The organism is Streptomyces sp. NPDC054796, assembly GCF_053611545.1.
Genome location: NZ_JBSHAO010000057.1, coordinates 33,319 through 53,348, shown reverse-complemented (window position 1 = coordinate 53,348; position 20,030 = coordinate 33,319). Strand labels below are relative to the sequence as shown.

Here is a 20,030-nt window from a genome sequence, read left to right as displayed (position 1 = left end):
GCCGTCGACGGCTCCGGCAGGCCCCCGGACCTCAACGGAGGCGAAGGTGCAGGCAGCGCAGCACGGGACGGCCCATGGAGAACGCCGCTGTCGCCGTCACTACGCTTCCGGCGGCGGTCCACCAGGCGGGATCACCGGCGTGGCCCGTCACCCACAGCGCCAGCACAACGAGGACGAGCACGCCCCGGCGCACCATGACGCCCCAGGCAGCCAGCCCACAGGTTTTCCTGCCGGGAAGCCGCGGAATGCTACGGTCACGGACCTGCGGGGTCCTGGAAAAACAACCCCGCCTCAAGCGGTCGAGCATCATCAACTCCACTCGATCGTGGCCCTGGGAATGGTTAGCCGCCCCTCCCAGGGCCTTCTGTATTTCCGAGGAAGCTACAGGCGGAAGCTGTCGGCAGCGCAACTCCCGAGGTGTGATTGCTCAAGGCATGCAAATCCATCATCAATTGCATGCGCACGCACAGTGCCGCACTCTTCTGACGCCGCATCTGCAGGAAAAGAGCAGCAGGCGACAGACCGCGTCACGCGAGAGCACAAGGCGTAAATTATGCGCCGCAAGCGATCAGGGAGAGCGAACGCTTCCGCGCCCCAGGGGGCATGCGCCGCCATCTCTCAGGAACTGCTCCCGGGGCGTCGTATGAAAAGATCCCTGAATCAGGCATCCGCACGAGTGAATCACCGCAAACACGTTCCCTTCGAGGGAAACGATCCACCCGAGAGCTGGCCTGTCTTACGCGCCGGTGCCACAGCCACCGGACAACACGTCACGGGCACCGGCTGGACCACTTTTCCCGTCTCACGCGCGCGGGACACCAGTGCCGGAGAGGGGATGCGGCGCCCGCCCTCCCGCATCCCCGCCCACCACGACGCACCAGCGGGGCAGCGCTCCTCCCAGGCCGGCGCCGGGCGCCGCACCCACCGCCGCGGGAAACCAGGTACGTTCCGGCAAGGACCACCCCCGGGCCAGCCCCGGACGGCAGGCCCGCACCTCAAGACGGCTTGCCCTGAAACCGAACGGAGCACGGTGTGAGCACGCCCCACCCACCGCCCGACGCCGGGCGGCAGAGCAACTGGCCGTACACAGTGCGGCTGCACGGCGGGACAAGCGACCACAAGGTCCGCCAGCGCCGAGGGGACGGCGTCTTCGAGACCGCCTGTCCCGCAGGAACCTTCACCGCTGGCTCCGGTGACCTCACCCGCAGCCTGTCCTACCGCCCCTGCCACGCCTGCACTCAGCGCATCACCGCCGACCGCGCCCGTACATGAGGGACGGCTCGGACCGCGCGCCCGGCCGAGACAGCAGTGTCGCCGCCGGACCATACGAGCCGGGGCCACGAGCGGGGGCATCGCCACCGCTGCGCTGAACCTGATCAGCGCGGTCATGGGAGGGCGCCGCGCGTGTGCATGCACGCGGCCGACAGCACATCGCTAAGCCGAGCAGCAGTGGACCACACGGGCGCGACCACATGAGGGGCAGGGGAGGGGGCACATCGGCTCTCCTCGTCGAGCACGGACGCACACGGCGCTGGCCAAGCAGCACGACCACCACCGGCAGTACCAGAGCGTCCCGCGAAGCGGGGTGGCCGCAGCACCGCAGACGACGCGAGGTAAGCGCCTGCCGATTCCATCAGCACTGCCGGGGATCCTCGTTGTTCATGGTGCTGCGATGTGGGAAGCCCCGAACCCGCCCTCGCGGCCTCGGATCTGCACGTGGTGATGTGCTGTGCGAGGTGCACCGTTACCTGTACGCGGTGCTGAGCTGCGCTGTTGATGGGGACTCGAACCCCCGCGTTGCTCTTCACGCGCCAGGAAGGGCTGGAAAACCGCCAGCCCGCGGCGTGTGCACGCCTCCGAAGCCGCTACCTGCTCCACATCGTCCCAGCAGACTGCGCTGCTCAGTCCAGCAGCTCGACCTCCCAGTTCATACGCTGGATCCGCACGTCGACCTCCCGGATCTCCCGGGCGAGCGCATCCGCCTGAGCGCGCAATTCCGCGACGGGAAGCGCCGAAAGCATCATCAACTCGGACCGCAGCTGCCGGCCGTATCCCCGCTCGCCCTGGCCCGCCGCCGCATCCGCCGCCGCGGTGACCACGGAGTGGCGCAACCGCAGCACGTCGCGGCGTGCGAGGGCATCGGTGAGTGTGCCGTCCGGGCCCATCTCCACGGCGGCATTGGTCCGGTTGATCCGCCGGATCAGCGTCTCCAGAGCGGTCAGCACCTCATCGGCCTCATTCAGCAGCTGAGCCGCGTCCTCGGCAGGTGTCTCCCCCTCCTGGTAGCGCGCGCTGCCCACGACGCGCGCCCGGAGCTGTTCGACACGTCGCGTCGCCTCCGCACGCTCGGCCAGCGCCTCAGCAAGCTTCACACTCTCCACCTCCCCCTCCGTGAGTTCGCACGAGTATACGAGTGCGAACGGCATAAGGTCCGCCGGAGCTTTGACCAGCCACTGGAAGGCCACATACGGCAGGCGCAGGCCCGGGTAGAGGCGCGCGCCGAACGGTTTGGCGAGGTAGGAGGACGGGACGAGGCCGTCGCGCACGGCATCGTCACTCTCATGTGAATCGCGGTCCCCGTGGTCGGCGAGCAGGTCCTGTCCGTCCGCCGGCGCCCCGACGAGGGGGACTCTGCTCAGCGGGCTCGCCCCGCTCGTACGTACCGCTCGCCGTGCCCCGGCCGGATCTGGCCCTGTTCCACCAGAGCAAGAACTGCAGTTATCGACCCTCGCGGCAGCCCTGGACCCCGCCGCACAGCGCAGCCCGCGATCAGCTGTCTGGCTGGAAGGAGAAGTCCGTGCTGCGCGGTGCGACGAAGGGCGACCTGCAGGGCGAGCGGGAGCATTAGGAGGACGTCCGCTCACAGGCTGGTGCCCCACACATCCACTCGGGTGCGAGGGCCGACCCTCGCGGTACACATCGCGGCCCCCCTGAGCAGCAGATTCCAGGTTTGCGCAAGGTTTCCGCAAACCATCTGCCGCAGGGTTTTCCCAGGCGAGAGGGATCAAGCCCTGTCGCGAGGGCGCAGCCTGCCCGTCAGGAAGGGGCCAGGGGAAGAACAAGCATCCAACAACCCTGCCGCAGCAGGGGCTTCGTGTAGGCGCTGCCCTTGGAGACCGCTGTCGTGCCGCGGCGGCCGGCCAGCAGGGTGAGGAAACCCTGTGTCCCTTCGCCTCGATACCGCAGTCGACGAGGCCCGTACTGAGTCCGCGCTGAGCCGGTTTTCTTCGTCCGCATATCAGAAGGATTTTGATGCATTTCCGCATACTTGGCCCGCTTGAGATATCCGATTCCCGGGGGAAGCTGTTGAGTGTCAGCCAGCCAAAGCAACGGCAGCTTCTGGCTACCCTGTTACTCGAGGCCAACCGGGACGTCCCGTTGGCGTCCCTCGTCGAGTGCCTATGGGATGAGAAGCCGCCACGCTCCGCGATCAGCCTGATCCGGACCTACATCTGGCGGCTGCGCCGGTTGCTCTGCGCCCACGAGCCGGGAGCGGAGCTGCTGCACACCGCCGGTGACGGCTACCGGATCGTGGTGACCTTTGGACAGCTGGATGCTGAGGACTTCAGGGGGCTGTCGCGTCAAGGCCGGGTCGCGGCGGGGCGTGGTGACCCAGCAGCCTCAAAGCTCCTGGAGCGGGCGCTGACGAGTTGGCGCGGTGGTGTCCTGCAGGACGTGCCGCTCTCTCTTCCGCTCCGGGCAGCAGTTGAGGAACTGCAGGAAGAGCGCCAGACAACCTTCGAGAGCTGGGTGGATGTCAGCCTGGCTCTGGGGCGCCACCAGGAACTGCTGCCCGCCCTGCGACGAGAGACCGCGCGGTTTCCGTTGCGGGAGCGGCCCTGGGGGCAGCTGATGCTGGCCCTGTTCCGGTCGGGCCGGAAAGCCGACGCTCTGGAGATCTTCCAGCGGCTGCGCCATGGTCTGGTCGCGCAGCTGGGCCTGGAACCCTGCTGGCAGCTGCAAGAGCTGCACAGACTGATCATCGCGGATGACCAGGTATTGAGCACCAGGCCCCTTACGGCCTTTGAGGGCTTGGCTACGGGGCCGCGATGAGCGGCTGCTGGGCCTGGTGCAGGCGGGTGTACCAGCCTCCGGCGCCCACCAGCGTGTCATGCCGGCCTTGCTCAACTACTTGTCCGCCCTTCATCACCAAGATTGTGTCCGCGTCGCGGACGGTGCTCAGCCGGTGCGCGATGATGAGGCAGGTGCGGCTCTGCAGGAACAGGCCCATAGTGTCCATGATGCCGCGTTCCGTGACGGTGTCGGAGTGGGAGGTGGCCTCGTCGAGAATGACGATGGGCGGGTCCTTCAGCAGCAACCGGGCAAGGGCCAGCCGCTGGCGCTCCCCACCGGAGAGGCGCAGTCCGCGATCGCCGATGACCGTGTCCAGGCCCGTCGGCAGCTTTTCGATCACCGGCCAGACCTGAGCGGCCCTGCATGCCTCCACGAGTTCCTCGGTGGCCGCTCCCGGGCGTGCGAGCTGGAGGTTCATGCGAATGGTGTCATTGAACAGGAACGTTTCCTGGCTGACTACGCCGATCGCGGACCGCAGATCATCGAGCCGCAGCTGCCGTACGTCCGTGCCGTCGACCAGGACCTGACCGCAGGTCACTTCCCAGGAGCGGGTCAGTAGCCGCGTGAGGGTGGACTTCCCCGCCCCGGACAGGCCCACGATACCGATCGTCGCCCCAGGAGCGGCGGTGAAGTCAACGCCGGCCAGAACTGGTTCGGGGGCAGCGGCGTCTGCGGGCTCCCGCTGGCCGCCGCTGAGCGAGGACAGCGTCATTGCGCCGCTGGGCGGGTATGTGAAGTGGACGCCGCGGAAAGCCACCTCAAGTGGCCTGCCCGCTTGCCGGGGCAGTTCACGGGCGTCCGGAGCATCCACGATCGCCGGTGCGAACGCCATCACCTCCCTGACCCGCTCGAAGGAGACCAGACCGGCGACCAGGTCCACTTTGAGGGTGGGCAGAGTGATCAGAGGCGAGCACAGGCGGGCCATGAGGGCGACGAGCGCGACCACGGTACCGACACTCAGGACGCCGGAGATGGCCAGCTGCCCGGCGAACGTGTAGATCGCCGCGGTCAGCACACTCATCAGCACAGTGAGTGTCGCCCCCAGCGCGGAGGAGAGCACGGCCGACCGCACTGCCAGGCCCCGGATGCGGCCCGCCCGCTGCCCGAAGACGGGCAGGTCCCTGTCCGGGTGACTGTAGTGCCGTACCACCTCCGCTCCGCCAGGGCTGAGGCGCTCGGCGACCATGGCATCCAGGTCGGCCTGGGCTGCCAGCTGGTCCTTGCTGACCTGGCGCAGCGCCGTGGTGAACCTGGTGGTCAGCGCGTACAGCACCGGGCCCAGGACGAGCACCCCCAAGGTGAGGCGCCACTCCATGGCCACCACTGCTGCGCCCGCGGTGAGCAGCAGTACCCCAGCTCCGACGGCGGAGGGGAGGGTGGTGGAGACCAGGCGCTGCACACCGGCTACGTCCCCTTGCAGACGGGAGACGACGGCGCCGGTCCTGGCGGCGGCGAGGAAGCCGAGCGACTGCCGCTGCAGGTGGTCGAAGAGGTCGGTGCGCAGGCGCAGCACAACGTCCTCGGCCAGCCGCACCGCGCACCGCCGTTCCGCTACCGACAGCGCCGCTTGGGCCGCCCCCAGGGCCGCCATGACGATGCCCAGCGTCCACACCACCATGGTGTCGCCGCGTAGCACGCCCTCATCGATGAGCCGCTGCCCGATCAGGACCGGGGCGACGGCCGTCGCGGAGCTGACGGCGATCAGCGCCGTCAGGCCCAGCACCCTGGCCCTGAAGGGGCGCAGGAAGCGCCACAATTCCCGGTGTGACATGCGTCGTGCACCTTTCCCAGTCGGGGCGGGCGGGGCAGGCTGGCACAGCACAACGCTGTGTCGGCCCGCCCCGGGATGGCGGTCTTGATCAGACGTCGCTGTGGTAGCAGCCTGCGGACCAGCTACTGGGGTCCGGTGAGGGGTTGCAGCAGCGGACGCTGTAGGAGCTGTTCACCTCGAAGGCGGTCTCGTCCTTCAGGCCCTGGAGGTCGTAAACAGACATGGAGACACCTCCTTTCCGCGTGGGTTGTTGCGATGGCTCAGGCGTCCCCGAGGGGGCGACCCGAGGTCTTTGGGTGCAGGAGGAACGGCAGTGACAGCCGTCGCTCCGGTTCCGTGGCCGCTGTGCGGGCGGCAGCGAGGGCGAGCAGGACGCCCGCGCTGCCCGTCGCCAGGTCCATGGACATGCGCAGAAGCTGTGTTCCCGGGAAGGCGAGGTGACCGCGCCACTTCAGGGCGTGCCAGTCCAGACCGGCCACCTGCGTGGCGGTCAGCGACCGATCGGTGGGCTGGTGACTGGCGTTGAAGAGGATCATGCCCGCCCTGCCGTGGAAGAGGCCGGGGTAGATGTAGAACGACATCCTTGCCGCCCGCCCGATCGCCGCGAACTCCGCTTCCAGCTCGGGGTCGGGACGGCTGACCAGGTACCGGTCGAGCGCGACACCGATGCCGACACTGCCTGTCGCGAGGTAGGGCATGAGCCGGAACTCTTCATTGACCTGCACTACCCCGTTGTCATCACGCTGGCAGCGCCGCAGATCCTGACGCAGGGCGACCTCGGCCGCATCCAGATACGCCGTGTCCCCGGTCTGCTCGAACATCGCGGTCAAAAACAGCGCGGGCCCGGAGGCACCATGCATGAGTCCGGCGTGAGGGTGCGCCCCTCCGCTGACCTGGGGAACATCTGTGATGTCACCGAGGCGGTAGCGGACCAGGTCGGCGGTCTCGAGTGCTCGCCGCAGATACCGGTCCTCACCGCTCTCACGGGCGAAGTGCAGCCAGTTCAGACCGGTCCCGGCGAGACCGTCGAACAGGCTGAGGTCCGCCTCGTCGCTTCTGGCCGATGGCATCCGGGCCAGCAGGTCCACGGCCGCGTTCTTACGGCCCAGCTCCCACAGCGCGTAGGCCACGCCGTGCCAGCCGTTGTAGAAGCCGGGCGGCACATCGGAGTGGTCGCGAAACGCCTGATCCACCAACCACCGTTCTTCTTCCGGGGCATCGCCGGCCCCGGCTGCCCGCAGGGCCCACAGCACACCCGCCGCTCCGTGCGCCATGCCCAGCTGCGCTCCCGGGACCAGGAATTGCGCGATGTCGCCGGGGAAGAGACGGTCCGTGCGCTCAGGGGTGGCGCTCACCCGGACGGCCTCAGCCATCGACGATTCCAGCGCCGGCCATGCCTCGGGGCTCAGGTCTACCTCACCGAGGTCAGCCGGGACGGCCTGGTGCCCGCGCAGTACCGCGAGTGCGTCGGCGAACCAGGCGCGGGGCACCCCGAAGCGCTCGGCGATGACGTCGGCCAGATGCGCCGGTTTCCCGTCGCTCTGCATAAACATCTCCGTCAGGGGCGCGAAGACCGCGAACTTGAGCGCGGCGAGGGCGTAATCGTCTACCGCGGCCCCGGCGGTCCCCCGAGGTGCCACGAAGCCCGGATTCGCCATCACCTGCCGGCCGTCCTCCTCAAGGAACCAGCCGCCCTCGAAGTCGATGAGGCAGACCCGCTCCTCACTCTCCTCCCGGGGCGAGCAGATGATGTTCTGTGTGTGCAGATCCCCGAAGACCACGCCACGCTGGTGCATCGCACGGACAACATCGGCCACGCGCTGCCACGTCGCCATGGCCCACTGCCGGTACTCGGCCAGCTCCCGCCCATCTGGCGGGCCGTCGTGCAGCATCGGGTTCCGGCGCAGACAGGCGGTGCGCAGGGTCAGGCCCTCCACGAAGTCCTCGATCAAGAACTCGTGCCCGGCGACACTGTGATAGCCCTTCAACGCCGGCACCCCGGGCAGCCCGCTCAGCCGGGTGAGGATGTCACGCTCCCGGCGCAACCGGGAGACCGCGTCCCGGCCCGAGAGGTCCAAACCCGCATGAGGCCGCCCTTCCTTGACGACCACCTTGGCGCCTGTGCTCTTCTCCTGCCCCTCGTAGACGCCCCCACCGTTCGAGTAGTGCAAGACCCCCGCTATCTCACAGGGAAGGTCATCGATCCGGGAAGCGTCGCGGAGCTCGAGCGCGGGCCGCAGGAACTCGGGCAGCGACACCCACTCCGGTATCGAGAACACCGGCCCGCGGGGATCGGGCACAAGATTGCCGTCCGCATCGGCGATCGCCTGGACTTCGCGCCCGTTCGCCAGCTTCACCTTACGGGCCTCGAACGCCCCATAGCGGACGTAGACCGGGCTGTCCATCCAGCGAAGGTCGCTGAGGATGTACGGGCCCGGGACATCGCGGAGCATTTCCCCAAGCTCGGTGACAAGACTCTCCAGCTGCGCCTCGTCCAACGGGTAGATGGTGGCGAGCTTCCCGCTCCCCGCCCGCTCCGCGTACTTTCTGTTACGCCTGTGGTATTCGTGGGCGCTGGGGACTAGCTTGAATGGGACGGCGCGGTCGACACAGTGGTCGAAGACCAGTTGGGCAACCTCCTCGGACCGTTCCACCGACGCCGAGACGTGGATCTTCCAGCCCTGGGCGGGCATACGGACGCGGGGCGGGTGATAGTTGATCCAGCCCCACACAGTGATCCGGCGCCAGCCGGTCGGAGTCGTGTTCTCGCTGAGAGGCGCGAAGAGCCGTTCCGCCGCGGGATCGTCATCGATCTTGTCGTAGAAGTGCGGGTCTTTCGCGCAAAAAGCCGCGTACTCGGTTTCCATCCCGTTGCCCTCCCCTTGCCGGCCGCTGTCACGCGAAGTCATTCCAGCAAGGGAGGGTCTATCGGTGATCTACCAGCGATCTACCGCTGCCTTGGCCAGCACAGCAACAGACGCGGCCGCCTTCTGCCTCCCCCCTGTTCGCTGGACCAGCCTGCTCAGGTCTACGAACTCGCCGATATGCGTTCCTACGACTCAGCGACATAGCCGGAGCCGCTGCAACACTCGAACGAGGAACTCCGGGGGAGTTCGACGACCGGTACCCGGAAGGGTGAATCCGCCCCGGTCAGGCGGGGAGGCGGCGCGGGGCTGTGGCTTCCTTCTCCCATGATCACGATCGTGCGCGGACTCGGTGCCGCTGCTCTTACCACGTCCCTGCTGACCGCTGCCGCCCCTGCGGTGGCTGAGCCTGCCCCTGCTCCTGAGCGGGTGTCGATGCCGGTGGTTGAGGCCATCGCGGCCCTGCCCGCGGCGGAGGAGTCCCGCGCGGGCTACAAGCGGTCGTCCTTCAAGCACTGGGTGGACGCGGACAAGGACGGGTGCAACACGCGGGCCGAGGTGCTGATCGCCGAGGCCACGGGCAAGCCCGAGGTCGGCCCCGGCTGTACGCTCACCGGCGGGAAGTGGCTGTCCTACTACGATGGCCTGGCCACCGACAACCCACGGTCGCTGGACATCGACCACGTGGTCCCCCTCGCCGAGGCATGGGACGCCGGGGCCTCGAAGTGGGACGCGGAGAAACGCGAACGCTACGCCAACGACCTCGATGCCGAGCGCTCGCTCGTCGCCGTGACCGCCAAGCACAACCGCAGCAAGGCCGACAAGGACCCGGCCCAGTGGTGGGTACCGAGCGCGGACGCCTCCTGCCAGTACCTCTCAGACTGGGTGAGCACCAAAACCCGCTGGCGCCTGGCCCTCGACGAGCAGGAGCGGGCCGCACTCAACGAACGCGCCCGCGGCTGCTCCAGCACAAAGATCAAGACCGAGATCGTCCACTGACAGTGGTCCGCCCCGCCCCGCCTGGGCTGGAGTCGGGCGGGGCACCGCGTCTTGAGGAAGTGGTGGCATCTTCGCCACCCTCGGCTGTCCCAGGCCGCTTGCTCGGCTGCGACGGTCGGGCGCAGCGGGAAAGGGACAGGGACATCTGTGCGCCTGCGGCCGGGCTGTTACCGACCGGTGCGTGGCTCCTGCCGTAGGTGGAAGGACTCCGGAGCCCTCTGGCTTGCTGCGGCACGGCCGGTGTCAGGGGCGGGCCTTGGGGCGCGGCAGGATGGAGGTTGTAGAGGATCCAAGGCGCTTACGCGGAGGGGAGTGGGACCGGTTGTCGCAGCTGGTGTCGGAGCAGACGATGGAGGTGCGTATCGAGTTCCACCACTTCTGCCTCCAAGAGGCGGAAGAAGACCTGGTTCCGGTGCCCTACCCGGACGGGCCTCCCTCGGAGGAATTCCTGACCTCCTACCAGGGGCGTGTGGATGTGACCAGCGGTGGTCACACCCATACCGCGCCGGTCACAGCCCAGATCTGGGACGGCCCGCCGGACGATGACGCACCGCCCGGCGGAGTGTGGGAGGCACAGGGGACGACGGAGATCTACTCCGAGACGGGAGAGCTGGTCTTCCACACCGTGGGCGGACCGGCCCTCGAGCCGCTGGAGTTGGGCACCGTCGAGCAGAACTGGGGCCTGCGGATCTTCAGCGCCGGGCGCGCGGAGGCCGCCCGCGCCACCCGGGACGGTGTGGCGCACGAAGTGGAGCGCTACCTGCTTCAGTTCTGGCCCGCCCCCAGCATGTGAGTGTGCGCCAGGACAGCACGGATGGGGGGAAGACCGGCTCCCGGCCTTCCCCCCTCTTAGCGGCTTACGGAGTCAGGAGACGCTCACGGTGAAGCCGTCGTCCGGGCCGTCGATGATGCGGTTCTTCTGGTAGAACCCCTGGATGATCTTACCGCCGCGGTTGTTGTCGGCCGTGAGGATCGGCCTGGCCGAGTAGTTGTTCTTGGGAGCTTTGCCCTGCGGGTCGTACTTGGGCAGCGCCTGGGCAGCTCCCTCGTAGGTGGAGGAGAAAGGGAACTCGTCACACTCGTACTTGCCGTCCTCGGCGTAGTCCTCGCCCCAGCTCTCCTTACAGGTCTTGATCGCCTGATTGCGGTTGGCGTCCCGCCGGTCGGTGTCGTAGTACAGCCGGCTCAGGGGACGGCTGCTGGTGCGGCCGGGAATGTCCTTGGCCGCATTCTTGGGCATGGTGCTGCCCGGACTGGTGAAGGCATCCTCGATGTGCTCGGCCGCTTGCTTCTCCAGCGCTCCCGCCTTGGTGGAGAAAGGCATCGAGACGAGGTAGCTCATCACCGCCGCACCCTTCCTGCCCAGATAGGGAGCGGTGTCCCAGCGAGGTGCGAGGAAGAACGGCTCACCGCTCAGATCCCCGCCCATCTTCCAGCCCGCAGGCGCCTTGAGAGTGACCTTGGGCTGGTAGACGGCGAAGACCGTGTCGTCCTTACCACTGCCCTGACCGGCATCGACGGTCAGAGTATGAGTGAAGCTGGGATCCGGATCAGCCTTGACAGCCGCCCAACTGCGCGGAGCGGGAATGCTGCCGCTCTGCCGGACCGTGGCAGAGGAGGGCCACACCTGCGGCAGCGTGGCGTCCGGACCGATCATCAGGCCACTGGTGCCGGTGCTCCCCGTCTGCTCCAGGCGCAGGTAGTCGTACTCGACGTTGACCGCCCGACTGCTCTTGGCGATCGTCGACTTGGCCACCAGCACGAACTGGCTCTCACCCACGGGCTTGTTGTTCTTGAACCAGGTCTGGGTGAAGGAGGCGCCGGAGCACACGGCGAACCGGGACTTGATATAGAACTTCGCCCCCGTCCCGTTGAGGGCCTCGAAGCACTCCTGGGTGGTCATACTGCGCCCCGGCTCCGGGTAGGGCGGATCCACAGCGAACGTCTGCGTCCCCGACTCCGGCCCCAAGGCCGCCGCCGTCTGCGAAGGCGTGGCCGACTCTCCCTCGGCCAGCACCCCGTAGCCGGCCGCAGGACCCACCGTCTCCCGCGCGCCCTGAGCAACGCCGCGCTGCGCCAGCTCGGCGAGCCGGGCCCGGGCACCGGAAGGATCCGCCTGCAGCTCGCCAAGTGAGGGCGCCTGGGCGCCCACCGGCAGCACCGTCGACTCCATCCGCAGCTGCTCCTGCCCGTCGGCGCCCGCGGCGGCGGGAGCGGAGACGGGTATCAGGACGGCCGCGGCGGCGCCGACGATCAGTGTCCGCGGTCTGGGTCTGGAACGCAGCCATGCGTGTAGCGACATGTCTTCCCCCTCGGTGATTCGTGGTGAGCCGCGGTCGGCGGCTCCAGGTCGCCCGCTACGTGATCATGGAAAGTTATGCGGCGTCAATGGTGATTTGCGCCAGTTCACGTCGCAACTATCGGCCCACAGCCGGGTTCGGCCGCACCGCCTCGGGGCCAGGAGACCTTGGCGTCGCACCGCCTCCGAGGGAGAAGCGCCATCAGCCAGCCGGATGGTGACGCATGAGGTGTCGGCGGCATGTTTTGGCCAGGGACGGCGGAACATCCTGCACGCCCTACGGGTCTTGTTCACTGCCACCGCCTTCATCCTCCTCATCGGCGGTGCCGGCAAGGCCGGACGACGAACCATCGACTGCCTGCAGGCGCGCGCCCGCGCCGTACGGGTCGGCTCCCGCAGCAGCGAGATCTCGTTCGTCTGGGAGGGGAATAGTGCATAGGAGGCCGCGCTGCTGGCTACGTGACCTACTACCCCGACCTCGCCTTCCCAGGAGCGAAGGAGGCCGTCGAACGCTTTGCCGCCTTCGCCATCGAGTGGGGCGTCCACCGTCTGGCGGGTTGAGCGTTTTCCGGGGCGTGGGGCTTCGCCACGGATTGTGTCGGACGTCCTGTGGGAAGCACTGTGCTGCTGGCCGGAGCGTCGTATTTCGGTGCGCGGGCCGCGGCCGCTGCCGGAGCGGCTCGATAGCGGGCGAGCCGTTACCGCGCCACCATGCCGTCGAGCCGGAGCGCGCGTTCACCTTCGCCTGGACCCGGGGACCGGTGGAGGCCAGGGGCTGGCGTTACGAGGTGTGGAGTGACTCGCTGGACGCCGAGCCGGCCAACGTCCTGTTCCTCGCGGGTGTCGAGTTTCCTTGAAGCTCCGGTGCCCAGCCTTGTCAGGACGGGCATATGGGGGTGGCGTCGAGCAGCAGATGTAGGTAGTCGAGGACCCCGCTGGCGTGGGTGAGTGACTGCTGCGCAATGGCTGGGATTTGGGTGGAGGGCTGGTGTCGTGCCGTGGTGTCATGCCGTGGTGCTAAGCGGGTGGGGGATTTCGAAGTGACAAGTGCCAAGCGTCTGTGCGGCTGGATCGGGTGGGTATCCGCTCTGGCGTCAAGTCGGCGGTCACGATGGTAGAGGGCTTGTTGACGAGGTGTCCGGTTGTTCAGCGGGAGTGCTGCCAGGTGCGCTGACCTTCCGCTTCGACGTGCGTCGCTCCGTCGTGGCTTGGTGGCGTGACGGGTGCTGCGGAGACGATGAGGGGGAGCGGTGGAGGGAAGTCCCGACGCGGGCATCGAGTTAGCAAGACGCGTGTTCGACGGCGTGGAGAGGCTGGGGTGGGAGTATATCCATCCAGTTCCGTATCCACACCCATATCATGACAATCCGCCGGTATGGCGCGAGCCTCCCATGCCCGCTGGCGGGCTCTCTACTGCTGCGGGGTGCGTCTTCGTTACGTCGTTTCTTTTGGGAGTGATATTTGCAATGCTGGGGGCCTCTGGAGCCCTTGTGCTGTGGATTCTTGCCGGGGCAATTCTCTTCCTGCGCATCGCCCCATATTTTGAATACAAGAAGAAACGGAAAGAACTCAGAGCGTCCTACGAAGCCGCCTTCGAGTTCTGGAAGAGGGATGTCTTCGCGCACGATGCCGCGGAGCGGCGGCGGGTCGACGAGGCGTTGCGGTGGTTTCCTGTTCAGCTCGTGTCCCGCCCACGTCGGGTCGATGTCTATGGGGGTACGGCGGATGGGTGGGCGGCTCTCCTGGCGACTCTGGGAGGGTCTCTCATGGCCAACGGAAAGGGGCTGTGGCTCCTCGACCTCAGTCATCAGACGGTGGGACGGGAGCTGGCGGCCTTGGCGGATGTGCAACGGGTGCCGGTGGCGCGGGTGGAACTGCCCTCTGCCTCCGTGCCTCCTGACCTGTCGTGGGGGCTGGCCGCGGACGAACTGGCCGAGGTGCTGGCAGAGGCCCTGTCCACGCTGCGGCCGGAGGGGGCCGACGTCGACTTGCGCGCGACGGACGCCAGCATCCTGCACTCCGTCCTCGAGCGGCTGGAAGCGCCGGTCACCTTCGGCCGGATCGCTTCCGGACTGGAGGTCCTCCTGCGCGTCCACGAACCCGACCGAGCGCCGGAACCACTGACGCCCAGTGAGCTGGACAGGCTCACCGCGGCCATTGACGTTGTCGGGCAAAGCGAGCGGATCCAGAACGAGCTGCGTTTCGTATATGACGTGACGCGTCTGCTGGCCCGCGCCCAACAAAATCCCGTCACCCTCCCCGCCTCGGACCAGTGGCTGGTCCCCGGGCAGTTGACCATCCTCTCCACGCACGATGTGAACGAGCGCCGCAAGGACGTCATGGACCGCGTCGTCTTCTTCCTGCTCCTGCATCAGCTTCGCCGAGGCCGCATCCCGGCGGACGCCGGGACGTTGGTGATCGCCGGCGCGGAGCACCTGGGACGTTCCGCTCTGGAAGCCATGGCTCGCCAGGCGCGTATCGCGGGCGTTCGGCTCATGCTTCTCATGACACATGTGCGTGAGGACATCCGGCCGCTTCTCGGAGGTCAGGACAGCGCGACGGTCCTCATGAGGCTGGGGAACGCCGCGGAAGCCAAAGCCGCCGCCGAATTCATCGGACAGGGACACAAATTCGTGATGAACCAGATGACGCAGCAGGTCGGTGAATCACACTCCAAGGGGCGGTCCTACAGCTACGGTGAATCACACTCCAAGGGGTGGTCCTACAGCTACGGTAAAGGTGATAGCGAGAGGGGAGGATGGTCGACTAGTTGGCAAGACTCCGTGAACAGCTCGTCCACCGATTCCGTGACGCATGGCGAGACGGTATCGCGGGTCTATGAATTCACGGTGGAGCCGACACAGATCCAGTCTTTGCCGCCTACCGGACTCATCCTGGTCGAAGCGAGTCCGCAATACCGCCGCGTCCTGTTCGGCGACTGTAATCCCGCCATCTCCCTCCTGCCGCACGTGGCCGACGCCCCACGGCTACCGGAGTAGGAAAGCGATGAGCGCGACCGACCACAGAAATCCCGGCTCTTCCTCCAGCGGAGCATCGGCGATCTTCGACGGCTTCGAGTTCCACCGACTGCTGGACATCCCCCGGCAGGCGCTCGAAGACCAAGCGCCGGACCGCACCCCGGCCGAGTTGTTCGCCGCGCTCGCCGCCGCACGGGCCGAGTTCAACGAACACCCAGGGGCGGCACTGGCCGTGGTGTGGCACAGGCCCCCCGGCAGCCAGCAGATCGACATCCTGGTGGGAGGACGCCCCCGAGTACCGTTCGCCAGAGACCGCGGCCAACTCGCCGGCACTCGCGGCTACCCCCTGCTCTACCCGCCAGGCGCGGTGGCCGAGCCCGCACCTGTCCCCGACTTAGCCGGCTTCACCTCCTGGGCCCGCTGCCGGGGACAGGCCGACCCCCTGTGGACTCCCGCGCAAGACCGACCGAAGGTCATGCGCGGCGGCTTCGATCACCACGTTCGCCACATGCGGGACTCCTTCGCCTGGATGGTGCTCGCGGAACCGCTCAGCGACGAGGCGCTGGAGAAAGAGCGCACGGCCCTGACCACGAACATCCCGAGGCTTAGGCAACGGGAAAACTCCGAACTGGAGCGCGTCGCACTCGAACGCGCCCAAGCCCGCTACCGCGAACTGTCCAGGGCCCGCCCCAGCGGAATGTGGAACATCCACATCCTGGTCGGCTCACCCGACGCAGCCACCACCCGCCGAGCAGCCGCACTCCTGTGCAGCTCCACTGACATGGAGGAACACCCCTACACCCTCATACCCGGACCGCCCGGCGGCGACCTGACACACACGTGGCACACGGCAGTGACCTCACACGGCGAACCAGCCTCTCCCTTCCCCGCGAGCACGGAACTGCTGGCCGCGCTGGCCCGCCCACCACACACGGAACTCCCCGGCCTCCATCACATCGAGCGCGCCGACTTCGACGTCACTCCCGAATCAACCGGCGACATCGTGCTCGGCTCGGTCCTCGACGAAGCCGACCAGCCCATCACTGCCCTGGGAATCACCACGCACACCCTCAACCGGCATACCCTCGTCGCAGGCGCCACCGGCTCCGGAAAATCACAGACCGTACGACACCTGCTGGAGTCCCTGCACGACATCGAAGTCCCCTGGCTGGTCATCGAGCCGGCCAAAGCCGAATACGCGAACATGGCGGGCCGGCTGGCCGACCGCGCAGAAGTCACAGTCATCCGCCCCGGCGCCCCCGACGACGTCCCCGTGGGCCTGAACCCGCTCGAACCCGAGCCCGGGTTCCCGCTGCAAACCCACCTCGACCTCGTCCGGGCCCTCTTCCTGGCCGCCTTCGAAGCCACGGACCCCTTTCCGCAGATCCTCAGCCAGGCGCTGACCAGGTGCTACCAGGAGATGGGCTGGAACCTGGCGCTGGGCACCCGCCGAGGCGTGCCAAGAGCACCACGCTACCCCCGCCTGACGGACGTACAGAAAGCTGCCCTGGATGTCGTGAACAACATCGGATACGGCAAAGAGGTCGCCGACAACGTACGCGGCTTCATCGACGTACGGCTCGGATCACTTCGAATGGGCACCCCCGGCTGGTTCTTCGAAGCCCACCACCCCATCGACATGAGCAGCCTCCTGGACCGAAACGTGGTGCTGGAGATCGAAGACATCGGCAACGACCAGGACAAAGCATTCTTCATCGGAGCGATACTGATCCGCATCTACGAACACCTGCGAGTCCACCGCACCGACACCACCGGAGGCGGCGGACTGCGGCACGTCACAGTGATCGAAGAAGCCCACCGACTCCTCAAGAACGTCCCGCCGGGCAACCCGGCCGCCCACGCGGTAGAGCTCTTCGCCTCACTGCTCGCCGAGATCCGCGCCTACGGCGAAGGCATCGTGATCGCCGAGCAGATCCCGTCGAAGATCCTGCCGGACATCGTCAAGAACACCGCCCTGAAAATCGTCCACCGCCTCCCGGCAGCTGACGACCGCGAAGCCGTCGGCGCGACGATGAACCTCACCCCCCAGCAGTCCCGGCACATCGTCGCCCTCCCCCCAGGCCGCGCGGCCGCCTACACAGACGGCATGGACCGCCCCCTGCGGATCGCCGTACCGCTGGGACTGGCCCGCGAAAGCACGAAACAAGCCACCCGAGCCATTCCCGCACTGCTTAACCCGCACTCCGCACTCGGGCATATGGACTGGGACCAGCCCCCTGCGCTGCGCGAAATCAGCCTCGGCAACGATCTGGCCGAGGACCCCGACCTGACCCTCTGGATCGAGCTACTGACGATCGCCCATGTATGCGGCTGGCCCTCGCCCCAGCCCCACGCATCCTGGCTCGAAGGACTGCGGAACCGGGCGGACAAACAGATCCTTGAGTGCGCCATCGCTACGCGCATCAACGCAGCCGTCGACGACCGTTCGGCAGGGCTATCGGACTTCTATCCGCCAGAGAGCCTGCTGGAACACTTAACGGCCTCGGCGCTGCGTGTCCTGGCCGGACGCAGCGCCTGCCCACGTGGTGAAGTCGAGTGGCAGGCAGGCACCTGGCGCTGGGCTCATGTGTACCGGGCACTGAAGGCGGCCGACGCACCGGATGAGGGCCCTCACCCGGATACGGCCGCCTGGGCCGAGCGGGGGCTGCGGCTGTCTGGCCGCACCGTCGCGGAGCAGTTGGAAGCCTGGAAGGCACACCCCGACACCTGGCGACCATCGGAGACCACAGTGAGGGGCCAATCCATGGCCTGGCGCCAGGCATGCGATGCCCTGCACAACGCGAGAGATCCCCAAGAACGGCTGAAGAAGGCGGCCTCCTTCCTCCAGGCACCGTGGTGGCCACTGAAGTCATTCGTACGGGCAGTGACCACAACAGTCGGGGGAGCGCCATGAGCGCGGACACACCGGAACCGCCGCCTCCACCACCGGATCCGCCGGACAACGGTTCCTCCCAGGGCGATGATGAGCCCGGCCACACCACAATGGAGGACATTGATGCCGCCACTCCCTCCCGCGCTGACGTAGAAGGAGAGAAGGCCAGTGACGGCGTGCCGGAGGACCTGGAAGTGCCGGTCGACGGTGGCCAAGAGACGGGGGTGCCGAGGGCGGAGGCCGACGGCAACGGTGCACCGGAGGAGTCGGCGGAGCCGATCGACAGCGAGTCTTCAGACCGCGACGAATCAGGGCATTCGACAGCGGGGGATATAGATGCCGTAGGTGATGTTGAGGATGAGGCTCACGAAGGTGATGCAGGGAGCCGTCCGCTGACGTCGGAGGGCCCGCTGTCCGCCCCTGCGGACGACGGAGTCGCTATCGGCGTGGATCTGGGCGATCCGGAGAGCTCGGGCAAGTGGTCTGCTGAATCCAACGGAGCCGGTGAGGGATCCGCTCCTATGGCAGAGACTGCGAATGATGAGGAACTGGCTGCGCCGGAGAAAAGCACGGAAGCGTCTCGACGTGAGGGCGACGGGGACGTGACAGATAGTCCGGCTGCAGAGCCGAATGATCCTGACGAGGATACGGGAGAATCCGCCGATCGCCCGGAGCTGGATGGGCGGGAGCAGCATGACGACTCCGCAGACGCACGGGGCAGAGGCTCTACTGAAGACCCGCGTTGGGATAGGAGCCCGACCGCCAGCGAAGAGCATGACGCGCTCCAGGAACCTGGGGACCCGGCAGCAGGAGAGGAGCCGGCGAGGGCGGAGCCCATCGACCCTGTGGATGACAGAAGGCATGTGGCGCAGAACCACGGACTTATCAACGAGGCAGGGCCTGTTCCGGTCGGGGACGGGGCAGAATTGGATGGTGCCGGTCCCGGTGCGGACGCCCCCGAACGGCTGCATGCCTTCGGTAACAAGGAAGCGCCGAGACCGGTTCGGCTGGACCGGGACCTGGAAGCGGAGGACATCGACGACATCGTTGGTCCCTTCGCACCGGAATCTCCCACCGACCACGTCCCGGGCGCCTCCACCTTCATCGACCCTGAACGGGCACCGACCACGGGCCAATACCACGTGCTGCCGCAGGACGCCGTGCTCCCGCCCGGACTGGGACTGCATGCCGACGGGGAGGACAAGGGAGGCAACGCACCGTGGGGGCACCGAACGATTTATCCGACGGAGCAGATGAGCGCTGGTGACTTCCGGGACCGGGTTGCCGCGCTGGACTGGCAATGGGCGGGCAACAAGAGGAAGAGCAAAAAGTGAAAGAGAACACTCACGTGTCGAACACCGAACCGGAACGGGAGCCCTTCTCGCATGCTCTCGCGGCAGCCGGCGCCCTGAACCGCTCACTCGTGCCGCTGCGACAGGACAGGGAAGCCACCGCGCGCGTTCTCGGAGAAGCCCTGAAGACATTCGAAACACGGGACGAGGCGCTACTGCTTCTGGCGGCCCTCGGCACCGACATCACCGAAGCGCTCATCCCCCCTTTGCTCAGAACCGCACTGCGGGTCCGAGACACGCTTCGGGTGCGCCAAGTGCTCGGCAGGCTGCCCCATTCCGTCGCCGAGACCGCCGTCCCGCCAGCCGTACGGAAGTTGCTGGACGAGGCGGTGGAGAGCGACGACTACCGGCGTATGGCCGAACTGCTCGACTACCTCGGCCTGGATGCTGCTCTCCGCGACCTGTGCGTCCGGGCGCGCGAGAGCATCGACGAGGAGATTCGTGAAGTGGCCGAGGACTTCGGTGACGAATGACCACATGCGTGGTCACACAGTACTAACGACGGAGCCCTTCGTCGCCAAGGTCGGCAGATAAGCGTCCAACGGCCGCGTCGTCTACCTCGACAGCTACGCGGGGCCTTGCGCTACGAGAACGGCACACCGGGCTCACCGGCCCTCACCCTGGACTCAGCCGCCCGCCTCGCGGGCGTCCGGCAGCTCGACTGCTACTTCCCCGAACGCAGGTACAAGAACTACCGCGCCCTGGCCGCCCTCGTCGAGGAAGCTGATGCCAGCGGACTGGCGGCACAGGCGTTGCAGGGAACAGCCGAAAAGCACCGGTACTCGGAAGGGTGAATCCGC

Annotated in this window: 15 protein-coding genes; 9 read left to right on the top strand and 6 right to left on the bottom strand. The window is 67.3% G+C overall.

What is annotated here, in order from left to right; translation table 11 throughout:
• Window positions 1–31: 31 nt before the first annotated feature.
• On the bottom strand, window positions 32–181 hold the full coding sequence (locus ACWGJ2_RS33190) for a hypothetical protein (RefSeq protein WP_453350028.1): 150 nt from the start codon (window positions 179–181) through the stop codon (window positions 32–34).
• Between the two features lie 851 nt (window positions 182–1,032).
• On the opposite strand from ACWGJ2_RS33190, the gene ACWGJ2_RS33185 reads away from it, so the two are divergent.
• Window positions 1,033–1,272: a hypothetical protein gene (locus ACWGJ2_RS33185; RefSeq protein WP_453350027.1), complete on the top strand. Its 240-nt coding sequence runs from the start codon at window positions 1,033–1,035 to the stop codon at window positions 1,270–1,272.
• A gap of 629 nt (window positions 1,273–1,901) precedes the next feature.
• Here ACWGJ2_RS33185 and ACWGJ2_RS33180 read toward each other — a convergent pair.
• Entirely contained in the window at window positions 1,902–2,372 is a 471-nt protein-coding gene (locus ACWGJ2_RS33180; RefSeq protein ID WP_453350031.1) for a DIP1984 family protein, read from the bottom strand.
• 880 nt (window positions 2,373–3,252) lie between these two features.
• Between ACWGJ2_RS33180 and ACWGJ2_RS33175 the strand changes: the two genes are divergently transcribed.
• Window positions 3,253–4,053, top strand: a complete 801-nt coding sequence (locus ACWGJ2_RS33175) for an AfsR/SARP family transcriptional regulator (RefSeq protein WP_453350026.1) — start codon at window positions 3,253–3,255, stop codon at window positions 4,051–4,053.
• On the opposite strand, the gene ACWGJ2_RS33170 is transcribed toward ACWGJ2_RS33175, so the two are convergent.
• From ACWGJ2_RS33170 to lanKC, 3 genes are all read right to left on the bottom strand, one after another.
• On the bottom strand, window positions 4,037–5,845 hold the full coding sequence (locus tag ACWGJ2_RS33170; RefSeq protein WP_453350025.1) for an ABC transporter ATP-binding protein: 1,809 nt from the start codon (window positions 5,843–5,845) through the stop codon (window positions 4,037–4,039). The genes ACWGJ2_RS33175 and ACWGJ2_RS33170 overlap by 17 nt on opposite strands.
• A gap of 88 nt (window positions 5,846–5,933) precedes the next feature.
• Window positions 5,934–6,068 (bottom strand): hypothetical protein, encoded by a 135-nt coding sequence (locus tag ACWGJ2_RS33165; protein ID WP_453350024.1) that lies wholly within the window; start codon window positions 6,066–6,068, stop codon window positions 5,934–5,936.
• A gap of 37 nt (window positions 6,069–6,105) precedes the next feature.
• On the bottom strand, window positions 6,106–8,712 hold the full coding sequence (gene lanKC / locus ACWGJ2_RS33160) for a class III lanthionine synthetase LanKC (protein ID WP_453350023.1): 2,607 nt from the start codon (window positions 8,710–8,712) through the stop codon (window positions 6,106–6,108).
• A gap of 324 nt (window positions 8,713–9,036) precedes the next feature.
• Between lanKC and ACWGJ2_RS33155 the strand changes: the two genes are divergently transcribed.
• Both ACWGJ2_RS33155 and ACWGJ2_RS33150 read left to right on the top strand, forming a co-directional pair.
• Window positions 9,037–9,708, top strand: a complete 672-nt coding sequence (locus ACWGJ2_RS33155; protein WP_453350022.1) for an HNH endonuclease family protein — start codon at window positions 9,037–9,039, stop codon at window positions 9,706–9,708.
• A 322-nt stretch (window positions 9,709–10,030) separates the two neighbouring features.
• Window positions 10,031–10,501: a hypothetical protein gene (locus ACWGJ2_RS33150; RefSeq protein WP_453350021.1), complete on the top strand. Its 471-nt coding sequence runs from the start codon at window positions 10,031–10,033 to the stop codon at window positions 10,499–10,501.
• A 72-nt stretch (window positions 10,502–10,573) separates the two neighbouring features.
• Here ACWGJ2_RS33150 and ACWGJ2_RS33145 read toward each other — a convergent pair whose 3' ends face one another.
• Window positions 10,574–12,010: a NucA/NucB deoxyribonuclease domain-containing protein gene (locus ACWGJ2_RS33145; protein ID WP_453350020.1), complete on the bottom strand. Its 1,437-nt coding sequence runs from the start codon at window positions 12,008–12,010 to the stop codon at window positions 10,574–10,576.
• A gap of 1,487 nt (window positions 12,011–13,497) precedes the next feature.
• Here ACWGJ2_RS33145 and ACWGJ2_RS33140 point away from each other — a divergent pair.
• The 5 genes from ACWGJ2_RS33140 to ACWGJ2_RS33120 all read left to right on the top strand — a co-directional run bounded on the left by ACWGJ2_RS33140 (window position 13,498) and on the right by ACWGJ2_RS33120 (window position 20,024).
• Window positions 13,498–15,006: a hypothetical protein gene (locus ACWGJ2_RS33140; protein ID WP_453350019.1), complete on the top strand. Its 1,509-nt coding sequence runs from the start codon at window positions 13,498–13,500 to the stop codon at window positions 15,004–15,006.
• A gap of 7 nt (window positions 15,007–15,013) precedes the next feature.
• Window positions 15,014–17,899, top strand: a complete 2,886-nt coding sequence (locus ACWGJ2_RS33135) for an ATP-binding protein (protein WP_453350018.1) — start codon at window positions 15,014–15,016, stop codon at window positions 17,897–17,899.
• The gene (locus ACWGJ2_RS33130) at window positions 17,896–19,212 is read left to right on the top strand and encodes a hypothetical protein (protein WP_453350017.1); all 1,317 of its coding nucleotides are present in this window, start codon (window positions 17,896–17,898) and stop codon (window positions 19,210–19,212) included. Before ACWGJ2_RS33135 ends, ACWGJ2_RS33130 begins: the two co-directional genes overlap by 4 nt.
• Window positions 19,213–19,226: 14 nt before the next feature.
• A complete protein-coding gene (locus ACWGJ2_RS33125; protein ID WP_453350016.1) occupies window positions 19,227–19,703 on the top strand; it encodes a hypothetical protein in 477 nt (158 codons plus the stop codon).
• 105 nt (window positions 19,704–19,808) lie between these two features.
• On the top strand, window positions 19,809–20,024 hold the full coding sequence (locus ACWGJ2_RS33120) for a hypothetical protein (RefSeq protein WP_453350015.1): 216 nt from the start codon (window positions 19,809–19,811) through the stop codon (window positions 20,022–20,024).
• The last annotated feature ends 6 nt before the right edge of the window (window positions 20,025–20,030 follow it).

Excerpts from the sequence above, each read along its gene's own strand:
- ACWGJ2_RS33175 (WP_453350026.1), top strand. The coding sequence starts at position 3,253 with ATGCATTTCCGCATACTTGGCCCGCTTGAGATATCCGATTCCCGGGGG.
- ACWGJ2_RS33170 (WP_453350025.1), bottom strand. The coding sequence starts at position 5,845 with ATGTCACACCGGGAATTGTGGCGCTTCCTGCGCCCCTTCAGGGCCAGG.
- ACWGJ2_RS33165 (WP_453350024.1), bottom strand. The coding sequence starts at position 6,068 with ATGTCTGTTTACGACCTCCAGGGCCTGAAGGACGAGACCGCCTTCGAG.
- lanKC (WP_453350023.1), bottom strand. The coding sequence starts at position 8,712 with ATGGAAACCGAGTACGCGGCTTTTTGCGCGAAAGACCCGCACTTCTAC.
- ACWGJ2_RS33155 (WP_453350022.1), top strand. The coding sequence starts at position 9,037 with ATGATCACGATCGTGCGCGGACTCGGTGCCGCTGCTCTTACCACGTCC.
- ACWGJ2_RS33145 (WP_453350020.1), bottom strand. The coding sequence starts at position 12,010 with ATGTCGCTACACGCATGGCTGCGTTCCAGACCCAGACCGCGGACACTG.
- ACWGJ2_RS33135 (WP_453350018.1), top strand. The coding sequence starts at position 15,014 with ATGAGCGCGACCGACCACAGAAATCCCGGCTCTTCCTCCAGCGGAGCA.
- ACWGJ2_RS33130 (WP_453350017.1), top strand. The coding sequence starts at position 17,896 with ATGAGCGCGGACACACCGGAACCGCCGCCTCCACCACCGGATCCGCCG.